The 14,810-nt window shown below is 69.4% G+C and carries 16 protein-coding genes; 11 read left to right on the top strand and 5 right to left on the bottom strand.

Annotated features, from left to right (window positions below; genetic code table 11):
* The 3 genes from RT91_RS16600 to trxB form a co-directional block, all read right to left on the bottom strand.
* Positions 1 to 785: AbrB family transcriptional regulator (locus RT91_RS16600; RefSeq protein ID WP_240314333.1), on the bottom strand; the 785-nt coding region annotated here is incomplete at its 3' end.
* A gap of 150 nt (positions 786 to 935) precedes the next feature.
* Positions 936 to 1,823, bottom strand: a complete 888-nt coding sequence (locus RT91_RS16595) for a LysR family transcriptional regulator (RefSeq protein WP_007421320.1) — start codon at positions 1,821 to 1,823, stop codon at positions 936 to 938.
* Positions 1,824 to 1,887: 64 nt separating this feature from the next.
* Positions 1,888 to 2,859: a thioredoxin-disulfide reductase gene (trxB, locus tag RT91_RS16590; RefSeq protein ID WP_172637332.1), complete on the bottom strand. Its 972-nt coding sequence runs from the start codon at positions 2,857 to 2,859 to the stop codon at positions 1,888 to 1,890.
* 142 nt (positions 2,860 to 3,001) lie between these two features.
* On the opposite strand from trxB, the gene RT91_RS16585 reads away from it, so the two are divergent.
* From RT91_RS16585 to RT91_RS16540, 10 genes are all read left to right on the top strand, one after another.
* A complete protein-coding gene (locus RT91_RS16585; RefSeq protein ID WP_012040065.1) occupies positions 3,002 to 3,508 on the top strand; it encodes an Lrp/AsnC family transcriptional regulator in 507 nt (168 codons plus the stop codon).
* 15 nt (positions 3,509 to 3,523) lie between these two features.
* Positions 3,524 to 4,480 carry a cytochrome c oxidase assembly protein gene (locus RT91_RS16580; RefSeq protein WP_240314332.1) on the top strand — a complete coding sequence of 319 codons (957 nt, stop codon included), beginning with the start codon at positions 3,524 to 3,526 and terminating at the stop codon, positions 4,478 to 4,480.
* A 134-nt stretch (positions 4,481 to 4,614) separates the two neighbouring features.
* Positions 4,615 to 6,933, top strand: coding sequence for an outer membrane protein assembly factor BamA (gene bamA, locus RT91_RS16575; protein ID WP_007422944.1), 2,319 nt, complete (start codon positions 4,615 to 4,617; stop codon positions 6,931 to 6,933).
* 4 nt (positions 6,934 to 6,937) lie between these two features.
* Positions 6,938 to 7,717 (top strand): OmpH family outer membrane protein, encoded by a 780-nt coding sequence (locus RT91_RS16570; RefSeq protein WP_012040068.1) that lies wholly within the window; start codon positions 6,938 to 6,940, stop codon positions 7,715 to 7,717.
* A gap of 5 nt (positions 7,718 to 7,722) precedes the next feature.
* The gene (gene lpxD, locus RT91_RS16565) at positions 7,723 to 8,808 is read left to right on the top strand and encodes a UDP-3-O-(3-hydroxymyristoyl)glucosamine N-acyltransferase (RefSeq protein WP_013640827.1); all 1,086 of its coding nucleotides are present in this window, start codon (positions 7,723 to 7,725) and stop codon (positions 8,806 to 8,808) included.
* Positions 8,809 to 8,849: 41 nt separating this feature from the next.
* On the top strand, positions 8,850 to 9,347 hold the full coding sequence (gene fabZ / locus RT91_RS16560) for a 3-hydroxyacyl-ACP dehydratase FabZ (protein WP_007423396.1): 498 nt from the start codon (positions 8,850 to 8,852) through the stop codon (positions 9,345 to 9,347).
* Positions 9,344 to 10,150, top strand: coding sequence for an acyl-ACP--UDP-N-acetylglucosamine O-acyltransferase (lpxA, locus tag RT91_RS16555; RefSeq protein ID WP_007423397.1), 807 nt, complete (start codon positions 9,344 to 9,346; stop codon positions 10,148 to 10,150). The genes fabZ and lpxA overlap by 4 nt, the downstream gene beginning before the upstream one ends.
* A 24-nt stretch (positions 10,151 to 10,174) precedes the next feature.
* The gene (locus RT91_RS16550; RefSeq protein WP_035188560.1) at positions 10,175 to 11,038 is read left to right on the top strand and encodes an LpxI family protein; all 864 of its coding nucleotides are present in this window, start codon (positions 10,175 to 10,177) and stop codon (positions 11,036 to 11,038) included.
* Positions 11,035 to 11,427: a lactoylglutathione lyase gene (gene gloA / locus RT91_RS16545; RefSeq protein WP_007424147.1), complete on the top strand. Its 393-nt coding sequence runs from the start codon at positions 11,035 to 11,037 to the stop codon at positions 11,425 to 11,427. Before RT91_RS16550 ends, gloA begins: the two co-directional genes overlap by 4 nt.
* A 37-nt stretch (positions 11,428 to 11,464) precedes the next feature.
* The gene (locus tag RT91_RS16540; RefSeq protein WP_240314331.1) at positions 11,465 to 12,709 is read left to right on the top strand and encodes a sulfotransferase; all 1,245 of its coding nucleotides are present in this window, start codon (positions 11,465 to 11,467) and stop codon (positions 12,707 to 12,709) included.
* Positions 12,710 to 12,739: 30 nt separating this feature from the next.
* Here the strand turns inward: RT91_RS16540 and RT91_RS16535 are convergent, their stop codons facing one another.
* Positions 12,740 to 13,318: a hypothetical protein gene (locus RT91_RS16535; protein WP_035188556.1), complete on the bottom strand. Its 579-nt coding sequence runs from the start codon at positions 13,316 to 13,318 to the stop codon at positions 12,740 to 12,742.
* 53 nt (positions 13,319 to 13,371) lie between these two features.
* Complete coding sequence (locus RT91_RS16530) at positions 13,372 to 13,863, bottom strand: hypothetical protein (RefSeq protein ID WP_007424150.1); 492 nt, start codon at positions 13,861 to 13,863, stop codon at positions 13,372 to 13,374.
* Between the two features lie 466 nt (positions 13,864 to 14,329).
* Between RT91_RS16530 and RT91_RS16525 the strand changes: the two genes are divergently transcribed.
* The coding region (locus RT91_RS16525; protein WP_035188562.1) for a transposase at positions 14,330 to 14,810 on the top strand (481 nt) is incomplete at its 3' end.

The following is a 14,810-nucleotide window of genomic DNA, read 5'->3' as shown; positions in this document are numbered from 1 at the left end:
CGGCCGATCTCGGCGAGCCGGCCGCGGGTGAAGCGCACCCCGGCCTGCCAGCCGATCGCCGCATAGGCGAGATCGACGATCGGGAACGGCACGCTCGCGCCGCCGGTGCGGCCGGTGAGGGTGATCCCGGCGGCGACGATCAGCGGGGCGAGCAGCGGCCCGGCCGGCATGCGGGTGAGGCGCGCGAGCACCAGGCCGGCCGGCGCGGCGATGGCGACGAGGGCAAGCCCCGCCAGCCCGGCCGGCCGCGGCGCCGCCGCCGGATGCCCGGCGGCATGAAACACGAAGGCGGCGACCAGCGGCATCGTCGCGGTGACGAAGCCGACGCGCAGATACTGCACCACCGCGACCATGCGGATGTCGGCGCCGAGTTCGGCGGCCAGCGCCACGACGGCCGAGGCGCCGCCGGTGGTCAGCGCCAGCGCCCCCGTCGTCGCGTCCACATCGCGGCGCAGCCCCATCAGCAGCCCGGCGCCGATCGAGACCAGCAATGTGATGAAGGTGACGATCACCACCGGCACCGCATGGGCGGCGAGCGCGCGCAGCGTCGAGGCACGGACCAGCGCGCCGATGACGACGCCGAGCACAGCCTGCGCCGCGAGCGTCGCGCCGCGCGGCACGCCCTCGGGCGCCAGCCCGGCCAGGGCAAGCGCGGTGGCGACGAACAGCGCTGCGAACAGCGCCGCGGAAGGCACCCCCACCCGCGCCAGCAGAAGGGACAGCGCCACGGTCGCAAGCACGAGCAAGGCCCAGCGCGATGCCGCCGCCTGGCGCGGGACCCTCATGAACATGCCGGTAGAAACGTCAGGTCGGGTGCCATTCGCATGGTGGAAACTCTGGCACCGGGCGGAAGATCCCGCCAGTTCCCGCCTTGCGCCCCACCCATGAGGCCAGGACAATGGCCCGCCGCCCGCGCGCGACGGGCGGCGGCGCGCTCAGCGGCGGCCGATCTCGGTGACGAGAAAGTCCCGGAAGACGGAGACGCGCTTCGAGTTCCGCAATTCCTCGGGATAGACGAAATACATGTCGATCTTCGGCGCCTTCACCTCCGGCAGGATGCGGACGAGGCCGGTGGTGTCTTCCGTCAGGTAGTCCGGCACCGCGCCGATGCCGATGCCGCTGCGGATGGCGACCAGCATGGCCTGCAGCGAGTTCACCTCCAGCGCGCCGGCGCGCTGGGCGGCGCCATCCGGCCGGCCGATGCTGGCGATCCAGTTGACGTCCGCCACCGGCGGCTTGCGGTCGCCGAACAGGATCAGGCGGTGATCGTCGAGATCCTCCGGCCGCTCGGGGGTCTTGCCCACCTCGCGCAGATAGTCCTCCGAGGCGAAGATCTGCCAGCGAATCTCGCCCAGGCTGCGCTGCACCAGGTCGGGCTGGCGGGGCGGATGCATGCGGATCGCGACATCCGCCTCGCGCATCGCGAGGTCGAGATCGACATCGTCGAGCAGCAGCGAGATGCTGACGTCCGGATACTGCTTGAGGAAGGCGCGCAGGCGGGGGGCGAGCCAGACCACGCCGAAACTGTGCGTCGTCGTCACCTTCAGCCGCCCGGCCGGGCGTTCCTTGCTCTCGGCCAGCAGCGCCTCGGTCATGGCGAGCTTGGCGAAGACGTCGCGCACCGTGCGGTTGAGCTGCTCGCCCTGCTCGGTGAGGATCAGTCCGCGCGCGTGGCGGTGGAACAGCGGCACCGCCAGCGCCTCCTCCAGCGCCGAAATCTGCCGCGACACCGCGGATTGCGAGAGGTTGAGCACATCGCCCGCATGGGTGAAGCTGCCCGCCTCGGCGACCGCGTGAAACACGCGCAACTTGTCCCAGTCCATGTGATTGCCTGTCACGGTGAGCTTCCCTTTCCCGGCCGCGTTCGGGGCCGTCTTTTATATCGTCTCATGCAGCCTGTTGTTCGATTTGCGCGTGGTGCGCAAGAAATTTCTCCGCCTCCAGCGCGGCCATGCAGCCGGTGCCGGCGGCGGTGACCGCCTGGCGGTAGACGCGGTCCTGCACGTCGCCGGCGGCGAAGACGCCGGGCACCGAGGTCTGCGCCGTGCCCGGCACGGTGCGGATATAGCCTTCCTCGTCCATGTCGAGCTTGCCGCGGAACAGCGCCGTCGCCGGATCGTGGCCGATGGCGACGAACACGCCCTCCACCGCGATCGTGCGCTCCGCGCCGGTCTTCACGTCGCGCAGCCGCGCCCCGGTGACGACGGCCGGCGTGCCCGCGCCGATGATCTCCTCCACCGTATGGTCCCAGATCACCTCGATCTTCGGATGGGCGAACAGCCGGTCCTGCAGGATCTTTTCGGCGCGCAGCGCGTCGCGGCGGTGGATCAGCGTGACCTTGGTGGCGTGGTTGGTGAGGTAGAGCGCCTCCTCGACCGCGGTGTTGCCGCCGCCGACCACGGCGACCTCGCGGCCGCGATAGAAGAACCCGTCGCACGTCGCGCAGGCCGAGACGCCGGCGCCCTGGTATTGCCGCTCGGACGGCAGGCCGAGCCAGCGGGCCTGCGCGCCGGTCGCGATCACGACCGCGTCGGCGCGGTAGAGCGTGCCGGAATCGCCGCGCGCGGTGAACGGGCGGGCGGAGAGATCGATCTCGGTGATGATGTCGTATTCGATCCGGGTGCCGACATGCTCGGCCTGGGCGCGCATCTGCTCCATCAGCCAGGGGCCCTGGATGACGTCGGCGAAGCCGGGATAGTTCTCGACATCGGTGGTGATGGTGAGCTGCCCGCCCGGCTGCAGCCCGGCCACGATCACCGGGGCGAGGTTCGCCCGCGCGGCGTAGATCCCCGCCGTGTAGCCGGCCGGCCCCGCGCCGATGATCAGCAGTTTCGTCTCGATCGTAGCCTGATCCGCCATTTCATGCACCTCTGATGCGGAGTTAAGGGCGCGATGGCGGGAATTCCACCTTTCGTCGCACCGCATTCACACTCCGAAGCAATGCAATTATATTACCCGTTTATCTCTGTCACGCGATCAACTCTTTCCACCGGTGAAATCCATGCCGCATGCCCCGGCCAGCCAGCCCCTGCCGCGTTCCGCCGCCGAGGCCCCTCCCCTCGACGACATCGACCGCCGCATCATCGCCGAGCTGCAGACCGACGGGCGGATGACCAACGTGGAGCTGGCGAGCCGCGCCGGCATCTCGCCGCCGCCCTGCCTGCGCCGGGTGCGCCGGCTGGAGGAGGCCGGGCTGATCCGCGGCTATCACGCCGAGACCGACGCGCTGAAACTCGGCTGGCAGATCCAGCTCTTCGCCATCGTCGGGCTCGACAGCCAGCGCCAGGCGGTGCTCGACGCGTTCGAGGCGCTGGTCGGCGGCTGGGAGGAAGTGCGCGAGTGCCACATGATCCGCGGCGGCGGCGACTTTCTGCTGCGCATGGTCGCGCGCGACGCCGCGCACGAGAACCAGCTCACCGAACGGCTGACCGCCGCCCCCAACGTCACCCGCGTGCAGACCCTGCAGACCATCCGCACCAGCAAGGTGCTTGCCGGGGTGCCGATCTGAGACCATACCCGGCGCATGAACACGACCCGGCATGAATTCGACCGCACCGACGCGCGCGGGCTGATCGCCATCGCCGCGCTCGGCGCCGCCCTCGATCTCGCGGAGCGGATGGTGCCCGCCGGCCTGCCCTATCTCGCGCCCTACATCTTCAACGCCCCGATCTTCGCCGGAACGCTGCTCGCCGCCTTCTGGTATGGCCGCGGCCTCGCCCGGTGCGAAACGCGGCCGGCGCGCTGGCGCATCCTCGCCTTCTATGCCGGGGTGGCGGCGATCTACTTCGTCGGGCAGACGCGGTTCGAATACGCGGCACAGCACATGTTCTTCCTCAACCGCGTGCAGCAGACGACGTTCGGCGTGTTCGCGCCGTTCCTGATCGCCTTCTCCTGGCCGCGCGACGTGCTCGCCGCCGGCGTGCCGGCCGGGCTGATCCGCCTCTGCGAGCGGCCGGCCGCGCGGGCGGCGCTGCGGGCGCTGCGCTTTCCGCCCGTCGCCATCGTGATCATGCTGGTGACGACGGATGTCTGGCTGATCCCCGGGGTGAACTTCGCCTCGATGATCAATCCGCCGCTCTACGCCTTCATGAACATCGCGATGATCCTCTCCGGCCTGCTGTTCTGGCTGGTGGTGCTCGACCCGCGGCCCCGGGCCGAGGCCGGCTATTCCTACCTCACGCGGATGGCGGCCGGCTTCCTGCCGATGTTCCCGCAGATCGCCGCCTCGTCCTACATCGCGCTGACCTCGGCCAATCTCTACAATTTCTACGATCTCTGCGGCCGGCTCTACCCCTCGGTCTCGCCGATGAAGGACCAGATGCTGGGCGGCATCATCCAGTGGATTCCGCCGGGAATGCTGAACACCGCCGTGCTCTTCGTGCTGCTGCACGCCGTCCGCAAGAGCGAGGAAAGGCAGGTGGCGGACATGCCGATTCCGCCCGGCGCGCGCGTCATCGAGGCGCGATGGACCGGACGCTAGGCCCGCGCTGCCCTTGCGGCGCGGAGCGGTTGCGGCTAGGCCGCTTGTCTGTGCGGATGCGGGAGAGGCCCGCGTCCGGTTGGTGACTTCGTGTGATGGGGAGACAGTCCTTGCGGCGACTGCGGTTGGCTCTGATGACCACGGCGTGCCTCGCTCCGGTGTTCCTGGCTCCGGTCGCCCCGGCCGCGACCCTGCCGCACAGCGCGGCGGCGGCGACGGGCGGGCGCATCGCCGCCATCGAGGTGCGCGGCAACCAGCGCATCGATGCGAGCACCATCCTTTCCTACATCCTGCTCCGCCCCGGCGACCGCTTCAGCCAGCGGCGGATGGACCTGAGCCTGAAGACGCTCTACGCCACCGGCCTGTTCCACACCGTCTCGCTCACCCGCCAGGGCAACGACCTGGTGGTGGACGTGCAGGAGAACCCGGTGGTCAACCAGGTGTTCTTCCGCGGCAACTCGGTGCTGACCGACGCCAACCTGAAAAAGGTGGTCTCGCTCAAGCCCGGCTCGGTGTTCACCCCGGCGGCGGCGGCGGCCGACACGCGGACGATCCTCGACCAGTACGCCAAGCAGGGCCATTACAGCGCGACCGTCACCCCCGAAATCGTGAAGCTGCCGGAAAACCGGGTGAACGTGGTGTTCCGCTGCCATGACGGGCCGGAAACGCTGATCAGCCGGATCGACTTCATCGGCAACCGCCACTACGGCCAGACCCGCCTGCGCGAGGTGATCTCGAGCCGCGAGAACGCCTGGTTCCGCTTCCTCTCCAGCAGCGACGAATACAACCCCGAACGGGTGAAATACGACGAGGCGCTGCTCAGCCGCTTCTACTTCCACCACGGCTATGCCGACTTCAAGGTGAAGAGCGCCACCGCCCAGCTCGCGCCGGACCGCAAGTCCTTCTTCCTCACCTTCGTCGTCGACGAGGGGCCGCGCTACCACATCGCCTCGGTGAAGGTGGAAAGCAGCGTGACGAACCTTTCGGCGAAGTCGCTGCGCGCGCTGGTGCCGATCGAGAAGGGCGACATCTTCGACGGCGACGCGATCCAGACCGCGGTGAAGAACATCTCGAAGGCCGCGCAGAACCGTGGCTTCGCCTTCGCCCAGGTGGTGCCGGACGTGCACGAGAACCACGCGAACCACACGATCGACCTCACCTTCCGCGTGGTCGAGGGGCCGAAGGTCTACGTCAACGACGTGGTGATCCGCGGCAACACCCGCACCGAGGACCAGGTGATCCGCCGCCAGGTCGAGCTCGCCCCCGGCGATGCCTACAACCAGGACGCGGTCGACCAGTCGAAGCAGAACCTCGAGAATCTCGGCTATTTCAAGAAGCAGGACGGGGTGAAGATCGCCACCTCGCCGACCAGCACGCCCGACCGCGTCAACCTCGATGTCGATGTCGCCGAGCAGGCGACCGGCCAGTTCTCGCTGGGCGGCGGCTATTCGACCGATCTCGGCGCGCTGGCGAATATCGGGCTGAGCCAGAACAACTTCCTCGGCACCGGCATCAGCGCCTCGATCTCGGCGCTGCTGGCGCAGAAGGGCACGCAGTTCAATCTCGGCGTGACCAACCCGTATTTCCTCGGCCGCAACCTGATCGCCGGCTTCGACCTCTTCCGCACCGACACCTACAACTCCACCGCCTACGTGTTCAGCGAGCGCTCGATCGGCGGCGACCTGCGGCTCGGCTTCCGCTACAACGACCATGTCAGCCAGGCCTTCACCTACACGCTGAGCACGCGCGACATCTACAACATCGCCAGCTCGGCGAGCCTCTACATCCTGAGCGAGGAGGGCAAGACCACGCTCTCGCAGCTCGGCACCACCCTCACCTTCGACTACCGCAACAACCGCATCGATCCCTCGAGCGGCGAGATCCTCGCGCTGTCCGGCGACTTCGCCGGCCTCGGCGGCACCGCGAAATACATCCGCCTCGAGGCGCGCGGCGCCTACTACATCCCGCTCGAGCGCTATTTCGGCGACAAGGCCTGGGTGCTGGAGTTCGACGGCCATGTCGGCAAGATCTTCGGCATCGAGGGCTACCGCACCACCCTGGCCGACCGCTTCTTCCTCGGCGGCGACAGCATGCTCGGCTTCCAGACCGGCGGCGCCGGCCCGCACGACACGCAATATGGCGACAGCATCGGCGGCAACTTCATCTGGACGCAGGACACGGTGCTGCACTTCCCGCTGCCCGTCAGCCCCGATCTCGGCGTCTCCGGCTTCGCCTTCACCGATATCGGCAGCCTGACCGGCGTCTCGCCGATCACGGTGAACGGCCAGACGCTCGGGGTCTACGACAATGCGGCCCCGCGCATCTCCGCCGGCGTCGGCGTGGCCTGGAACACCCCGTTCGGGCTCATCGACCTGTCCTATGCCCAGCCGATCAAGAAATACAAATACGACCAGGTCGAGCAATTCCGCGTTTCCTTCGGTACGAGGTTCTGATCACGTGACACGCATCGCGAAAATCCGCGCCGGTCTGGCGCTTCCGGCCCTGATCATGGCGTTCGGCGCCGGCCTCGGCGTCGGCCACGCCCAGTCGGAGAACGGCAAGGGCTACTTCATCCCGAAGCCGAAGGCCGAGGCGCCGCACACCGCCCCGATCCACGCGCCGCTGCCCAAGCCGCAGCCCGCGCCCGTCGGCCAGCCCGGCGTGCAGCAGATTCCGCCCGAGAAGCTCCCGCCCATCCCGCAGCTCGCCCCGCTGCCCAAGGAAAAGTCGCCGCCCGCCGCCGTGATGGGCGTGCTCTCGGTGCCCGACGTCATGCAGAATTCGACCGCCGCCCAGGGTGTCGAGAAGATCATCAACGCCCGACGCAAGAAGCTGGCCGAGGAAGCCCAGGCCGACCAGAAGCGCTGGGAGCAGGAGCAGCACACCATCACCGCCGAGAAGGGCAAGCTCTCCAAGGCCACGCTCGCCGCGCGCGAGCAGCATCTGCAGGCCGAGATCGAGCAGGCGCAGGTCGACTTCCACAACCGCAACGTCGCCATCGAGCTCTCGGCGCGCAAGGCGCTCGGCAAGATCGAAAGCTCGCTGATCGCGGTGATCCGCCAGGTGTCGCAGGCGCACGGCATGAACCTGGTGCTGCACCGCTCGCAGGTCGCGCTGAACGTGAACGCCTTCGACATCACCAAGGAAGTCACCGAGCAGCTGAACAAGATCCTGCCTTCGGTCGCGGTGCCGCCCTCCGTGGTGCCGAACCTGTCGAAGGGCGAGAAGAAGAAGTAGGCCGGATGAGCGGCACGGCGGACCCGCGGCCGGGCGACCCCCGCTTCTTCGCCCGTCGCGGCCCCTTCACGGTGGCGGAGCTTGCCGCCGCGACCGGGGCCGAGCCGGCCGGCGACGCCGCGCGCGAGCTCACCGGCGTCGCCCCGCTGCAAACCGCCGGCCCCGCGGATGTCAGCTTTCTCGACAACCGCAAATATCTGCCCCTCCTCGCGGCGACGAAGGCCGGCGCGGTCATCCTGCGCGGCGACATGGCGGCCGCTTCCCCCGCCGGCGCCGCCACGCTGGCCACCGACGCGCCCTACGAGGCCTGGGCCAGGGCCTGCGCCCTGTTCCACCCCGCGCCCGAGGCGGTGCCCGGCATCCACCCGAGCGCGGTGATCGCCGACGCCGCGAAGATCCACCCCTCGGCCGAGATCGGCCCCTTTGCGGTGATCGGCGCAGGCAGCCGCATCGGCGCCGGCAGCCGCATCGGCCCGCACGCCGTCATCGGCCCCGGCGTCGAGATCGGCGCGGGAACCAGCGTCGGCGCGGGTGCCAGCATCGGATTCGCCCTGATCGGCGACCGGGTGACGATCCACCCCGGCGTGCGCATCGGCCAGGACGGGTTCGGCTTCGCGACCACGAAACAGGGGTTTCTCTCCGTCCCGCAGCTCGGCCGGGTCATCATCGAGCACGACGTCGATATCGGCGCGAACACCACGATCGACCGCGGCTCGGCGCAGGACACCGTGATCGGCGCCGGCACGCGGATCGATAACCTCGTGCAGATCGCCCACAACGTGCGCATCGGCCGCTGCTGCGTGATCGTCGCGCAGGTCGGCATATCGGGCTCGACCACGCTGGAGGATTTCGTGGTCCTCGCCGGCCAGGCCGGAATCTCCGGCCACGTCACGCTCGGCAAGGGCGCGCGCATCGGCCCGCAGGCCGGCGTGATGTCGGACGTGAAGCCGGGGATCGACATGCTCGGCAGCCCGGCCCAGCCGGCGAAGGACTTCATGCGCGAGGTCGCGGCGGTGCGGCGCTTTGCACGGCGCGGCGGTTTGAGGCATTCTCCGGCCCAACCGGAGCCGGAGCGGGATGCGGAATCCTGACCGGATCATTCACAACAGGAACGGGACGCGGACGCTCTGACATGGACGGAACCTCGACGGACACCAGCGCACAACAGGCGGAAGGACGGACGGTCGACATCGCCGGCATCATGCGCGCGATCCCGCACCGCTACCCGTTCCTGCTGATCGACCGCGTGGTCGAGCTGGTGCCGAACGTCTCGGCCATCGGGGTGAAGAACGTCTCCGTCAACGAGAGCTTCTTCCAGGGCCATTTCCCCGGCCACCCGGTCATGCCCGGGGTGCTCATCATCGAGAGCATGGCGCAGACCGCCGCCGTGCTGGTGGTGGAAACCCTCGGCCCCGAGGAAGCCGGCAAGGTGGTCTATTTCATGTCGGTCGAGGGCGCGAAATTCCGCCGCCCGGTGGTGCCGGGCGACGTGCTGCGCATCCATGTCGCGAAGGAGCGCAACCGCGGCAATGTGTGGAAGTTCAACGCCGTCGCGCGGGTCGATGGCGTCGCCGTCGCCGAGGCGACCTATGCCGCGATGATCATGGACAAGAAAGCCGGCGAGGGATGATCCACCCCACAGCGTCAGTCGATCCACGGGCCTCGCTCGGCGCGGGGGTCAATGTCGGCCCGTTCTGCGTCGTCGGCCCGGACGTCGTCCTCGAAGACGGCGTCGAACTCGTCTCCCACGTGGTGGCGGACGGCCACACGCGGATCGGCGCGGGAACGAAGGTGTTCCCGTTCGCCACGATCGGCCTCGCGCCGCAGGATCTGAAATACCGGGGCGAGCCGACTGAAACGGTGATCGGCCCGGGCTGCACCATCCGCGAGCATTGCACGATCCATCGCGGCACCGTCACCGGGCACGGCATCACCCGCGTGGGCGCCGGCTGCCTGCTGATGGCGGTGGTCCATGTCGCGCATGACTGCGCGCTCGGCGACAACATCGTCATCGCCAACAACGTGGTGATGGGCGGCCATGTCGAGATCGCCGACCGCGCCATCATCGGCGGCGCCACCGCGATCCACCAGTTCGTGCGGATCGGCACCGGCGCGATGGTCGGCGGCGCCTCCGGCGTCGAGGCGGACGTGATCCCCTATGGCTCGGTGATCGGCAACCGCGCGCGGCTGCACGGGCTCAACATCGTCGGCCTGCGCCGGCGCGGGCTCGACAAGGAGGGCCAGCACCGGCTGCGCAACGCCTACCGCCTGCTGTTCCAGGGCGCCGGCACCTTCGCCGCGCGGGTCGAGATGCTGCGCCGCGAGGCCGGCGACGATCCCTATCTCGCCGAGATCCTCACCTTCATCGACGCGCCGAGCAAGCGCGGCCTGATCCGCAGCACCACCCGCCACGACGCCGACGCCGAGGCCTGACCGCCCGATGACGGCAGCGCGCGCATGAGCGGATCGGCGGCGGGCCCGCTCGGCATCGTCGCCGGCGGCGGCAGGCTGCCCGGCCAGGTGGCCGCCGCCGCCCGCGCCGCGGGGCGCGGCGTGTTCATCGTCGCCCTCGACGCCCATGCCGATCCCGAGGTCGTCGCCCCGTTCCCGCACGAGACGATCCGCCTCGGCGCCGTCGGTGCGGCGATCGACGCGCTGAAACGCGCCGGCTGCCGCGAGATCGTCCTCGCCGGCCCGGTCAGGCGCCCCTCGCTGTTCGACCTGCGGCCGGATGCGGTGGGCGCCAGGCTGCTCGCGCGCATCGGCCGCGCCGCCTTCGCCGGCGATGACGGCTTCCTCGCCGCGATCGTGCGGGTGCTCGGCGAGGAAGGCTTCACCGTGCTCGGCGCGCATGAGGTGATCAGCGAGGTTTTCGCGCCCGAGGGGCTGCTGTCCGGCGCCGCGCCGGATGCGGCGGGGCTGGCCGACATCGCCCGGGGCATCGCCGTGGTGCGCGCGCTCGGGGCGGTGGATGTCGGCCAGGGCGCGGTCGTGCAGCAGGGCATCGTGCTCGCGGTCGAGGCGGCGGAAGGCACGGATGCCATGCTCGCCCGCGCCGCCACGCTGCGCCGGCCGGGGCCCGGCGGCGTGCTGGTCAAGCTGGTCAAGCCCGGCCAGGAGCGCCGCGCCGATCTGCCGACGCTCGGGGTCCGAACCGTGCGGGGCGCGGTGGAGGCTGGGTTGCGCGGCATCGCATTCGAGGCCGAGGGCGCCATATTGATGGATCGCGAGGCAATGGTGCGCGAGGCCGAGGCGGCGGGGCTGTTCCTGCTCGGCATCGACCCCGGCGCCGCAAGATGGGACGAAGGAAAACGGGAATGAGCGATTTTCAGTATCTGCACACGATGATCCGGGTGAGGAACCTGGACGAGAGCGTGAAATTCTACACCGAACTGCTCGGCATGAAGGAACTCCGCCGCAACGACGTGCCGGACGGCAAGTATACGCTCGCCTTCGTCGGCTATGGCGACGAGGCCTCGCACACGGTGCTCGAGCTGACCTACAATTACGGCGTCGACAGCTATGACCAGGGGACGGCTTTCGGACATCTGGCCCTCGGCGTGCCGGACATATACGGTGCGGTGGAGAAGCTCCGCGCCGCCGGCGTGAAGATCACGCGGGAGCCGGGGCCGGTGAAGTTCGGCAAGACGGTGATCGCCTTCATCGAGGACCCGAACGGCTACAAGATCGAGCTGATCGAACGGAAGTGAGCTGAGCATGCCGCGCGACCCGGTACCCGAACCGCCCGTGAAACGACCCGGCAAGAGCCTGCGCTTCCGGCTGCTCTCGGCCGGGTTCGGCGCGGCGGAGGCGGTGCTGCCGCGCGGCATTCCGGCAATCGACGCAAGCGCGATCGAGGCCGACGGCGGCAGCACGCTGCCGGATTTCGCGCGCGAGGGGCTCGAGCGGCTGACCGCCTCGATCGCGGCGGAGACCAGCCTGTCGCTGTTCGGCCGGGTCTCGGTCCGCTACGACCTCACGCGGCTGGTCCGCAACGCCGAGACGATCCGGCGGATGCATGCCGCCACCCCGGGCATCGGCCGCGAGCCGGTGCGGGCGCCGGTGTTCATCATGGGGTTGCCGCGGTCGGGGACCACGTTCCTGCACACGCTGTTCGGCTTCGACCCCGACGTGCTGGTGCCGCGCGTGTGGCAGACGCTGTATCCGGCGCCGCGGCCGCGCGGGTTCGATCCGCGCGCGAGCGCCGTGGCGCGCAAGACCGACCGGCAGCTCGACATGTTCGCCGGCATGGCGCCGGAGTTTCCGGCGATTCATCCGATCGACGCCGACAGTCCGCAGGAATGCAGCGAGATCACCGCGCATGTGTTCCACTCGCTGCGGTTCGACACGACGTTCCGGGTGCCGAGCTACACCGCCTGGATCGACAGCCAGGACGATGCGCCGGCCTTCGCGTTTCACCGGCAGTGGCTGCAGGCGATGCAGCACGGCACCGGAGGAAGATTCTGGGCGCTGAAATGCCCGGAGCACACGTTTTCGGTGAAGGCGATCCTGCAGACCTATCCGGATGCGCGGTTCGTCGTCGTGCATCGGGACCCGGTGCATGTGTTCGCCTCGGTCGCGCACATGACCGAGGTGCTGCGGCGGCCGTTCCTGCGCGGGATCGACCCGGCGGAGATCGGCCGGCAGGTGACGGAGCGGTGGATCGACGGGGCGCGGCGTCTGGTGGAATTCGACCGCAGCGGGGCGGTGCCGGCGGAGCGGCTGGTGAACATTCAGTACGAGACGCTGACGGCGGACCCGATCAAGGCGGTGTCGGGCATCTACGCGCATTTCGGCGAGACGTTCTCGCCCGCGGCGGAGGCGGCGATGCGGGCGCATCTCGATGCCGCGCCGCGCGGCGGCTATGGGCGGAACCGCTACCGGCTGGCGGATTTCGGGATCAACGTGGAGCGGCTGCGGCCGCGGTTCGCGCCGTATATCGAGTATTTCGGCGTGCGGGCGCGCCCGTCGGACGGCACGCAGGCGGCCTGACGGGTTTTTTTCTCCGGGAAAAGCGAGGGGTCAGGCCGGACGCGGGGGCGCGCGGACGGGGCGTTGCGCGCGCGGGCGGATTCGGGGCGCGGGCGGGGCGGCGTGTGTCGGGATTTCGGGGATAAATTCGGGGGCGGGGTCGGGAGCCGGTTTGGGGCGCCTGGGCGCGGGCGTTGGCTCGCGGGGGGCGATGGCGGGTGGCGGGCGGATGCCGAGGTGGCGGCAGAGCGGGCGGAGGATGCGGCCGTAGCGGGGTTCGGCTTCGAGGAGGGCGGCGCAGGCCGGGTCCGCCATCAGGTGGCGGAGCTGGGAGGCGGCGGCGGTGGCCTCGGGGATGGGGCGGAGCAGCCAGGCGAAGCGGCGCGGCAGGGTTTTGCTCCGGCGGGCGGGGCGGTTGCGCCGGCGATCCGGCTTCGGTGCGGGGAGGGCGCCGCCGGCGGCATCGAGCCGGGCGGCGAGGCTGTCGATCCGCTTTGAGGCGCGGTTGAGGCGGAGCCAGAGCAGGATGACGACCGGGGCCGCGAGGGCGCCGCGGGCGCCGCGCGCGGCCACGGCCCGGCAGAGGGCGTGGACGATGGCGGCGAAGCGGAGGGCCAGCGCGGCGTGCATGAACGGAACATGAACACGACCGGGCGGGGGTGGGCAAGGGCGATGTTTCGCGCTCAGGCGAAGAGGCGCTGGTGGGCGGGGCGGAGGGCTTCGGAGAAGCGGAGGGTGGCGAGGTGGTCGCGGCCGGAGCAGATGGCTTCGGCGGAGAGGCCGAGGGTGGCGCGGGGCGGCTTGCCGGCGAGGGTTTCGATGGCGGCGAAGGCACGGCGGAAGGACGAGCCGCCGGCGGTGGCGAAGATGGCGTATTCGGGCAGGTTGCGGGCCTCGCGGCGGAGCCAGAGGCGGACGGGGGCGGCGGCGGACCAGGCCCAGACGGGGGTGCCGACGAGGACGAGATCGTAGGCGGAGGGGTCGTAGGCGGCGGAGGAGATCGGCGGTTCGACGAGGCCGAGGGCGATCAGGATGGTGCGGAGCAGGCCGCGCCCGCCGGGGCCGCAGCCGGGGCAGCGGATGCGCTCCATGTCGGCGCCGAACTCGGCGGCGAGCATGCGGGCGATGCGTTCGGTGGTGCCGGTGCGGGAATAATAGACGACGAGGGTGCGCATGGCCTTCGTTCCATACTGGTATCGAGCGTGCATGTATTCCACGACGCCGGCGCGCGCGCCTTGATCCTGCTCAATTCGTGAAACGGCATATAGAGCACTTTCCGATCCTTTCGGATCGGATGTAGTGCTCTATCATATTGATAAACAGAGCATCTTTATCCGATCAGATGACTCCATCTGATCGGATGATGCTCTAAAAAATTCTGGAACGCAGTGGCGGCCGGACGAACGCTCCGCCGTCGAGCAAGCAAGGGCCAGAGCGCCTTCCGATCCAAACGGCTCGGAAGGCGCTCCATCTTCCTCATCAATCGAGTTTCGTTGTCCGCTCCGATCGGGATACGAGGAAAAACAACAGTATAGACCAGATGTTCGCCTGAGATTGGGGTGACCCGTCTCGCAGTATGCAGGTTTCCGAGGGTTGCGCCGGGAGGTCCGGTGCCGAGCCTCAATGCATAGGAGACGGGTCATGGGAAAGCATATCACTTTTATCGGGCTGGACGTGCACAAGGAGACGATCACGGTCGCGCTGGCGGAATCTGGCGGCCGCGATGACGTGCGCGAGTATGGCCGGATCGCGAACACCCCGGAGGCGCTGACGAGGGTGGTGACGAAGTTGCAGCGCGTGGGCGGGGAACTGCGATTTTGCTATGAAGCGGGTCCATGTGGCTACGGGATCCAGCGACAGCTGACGGCGGCCGGGCATGACTGCGTGGTGGTGGCGCCGTCGCTGATCCCTCGCAAGCCGGGGGAACGGATCAAGACGGATCGTCGGGATGCGGTGAACCTGGCCAGGCTGCATCGGGCGGGGGAATTGACGGCGGTCTGGGTGCCGGATCCGGCGCATGAAGCGATCCGTGACCTGGTCCGGACTCGATTGATGGCGGTGCGAGCACTACGGCAGGCGCGCCAGCAGCTGTCCGGCTTCCTGCTGCGTCATGGGCGMCACT

The organism is Acidiphilium sp. JA12-A1, from assembly GCF_000724705.2.
In the GTDB taxonomy this organism is placed as follows: domain Bacteria; phylum Pseudomonadota; class Alphaproteobacteria; order Acetobacterales; family Acetobacteraceae; genus Acidiphilium; species Acidiphilium multivorum.
This window is presented reverse-complemented; position numbering and strand designations above follow the sequence as displayed.

Excerpts from the sequence above, each read along its gene's own strand:
- RT91_RS16550 (WP_035188560.1), top strand. The coding sequence starts at position 10,175 with ATGAGCGGATCGGCGGCGGGCCCGCTCGGCATCGTCGCCGGCGGCGGC.
- lpxA (WP_007423397.1), top strand. The coding sequence starts at position 9,344 with ATGATCCACCCCACAGCGTCAGTCGATCCACGGGCCTCGCTCGGCGCG.
- RT91_RS16585 (WP_012040065.1), top strand. The coding sequence starts at position 3,002 with ATGCCGCATGCCCCGGCCAGCCAGCCCCTGCCGCGTTCCGCCGCCGAG.
- RT91_RS16535 (WP_035188556.1), bottom strand. The coding sequence starts at position 13,318 with ATGCACGCCGCGCTGGCCCTCCGCTTCGCCGCCATCGTCCACGCCCTC.
- RT91_RS16595 (WP_007421320.1), bottom strand. The coding sequence starts at position 1,823 with ATGGACTGGGACAAGTTGCGCGTGTTTCACGCGGTCGCCGAGGCGGGC.
- bamA (WP_007422944.1), top strand. The coding sequence starts at position 4,615 with ATGACCACGGCGTGCCTCGCTCCGGTGTTCCTGGCTCCGGTCGCCCCG.
- gloA (WP_007424147.1), top strand. The coding sequence starts at position 11,035 with ATGAGCGATTTTCAGTATCTGCACACGATGATCCGGGTGAGGAACCTG.
- fabZ (WP_007423396.1), top strand. The coding sequence starts at position 8,850 with ATGGACGGAACCTCGACGGACACCAGCGCACAACAGGCGGAAGGACGG.
- trxB (WP_172637332.1), bottom strand. The coding sequence starts at position 2,859 with ATGGCGGATCAGGCTACGATCGAGACGAAACTGCTGATCATCGGCGCG.
- RT91_RS16580 (WP_240314332.1), top strand. The coding sequence starts at position 3,524 with ATGAACACGACCCGGCATGAATTCGACCGCACCGACGCGCGCGGGCTG.
- RT91_RS16530 (WP_007424150.1), bottom strand. The coding sequence starts at position 13,863 with ATGCGCACCCTCGTCGTCTATTATTCCCGCACCGGCACCACCGAACGC.
- lpxD (WP_013640827.1), top strand. The coding sequence starts at position 7,723 with ATGAGCGGCACGGCGGACCCGCGGCCGGGCGACCCCCGCTTCTTCGCC.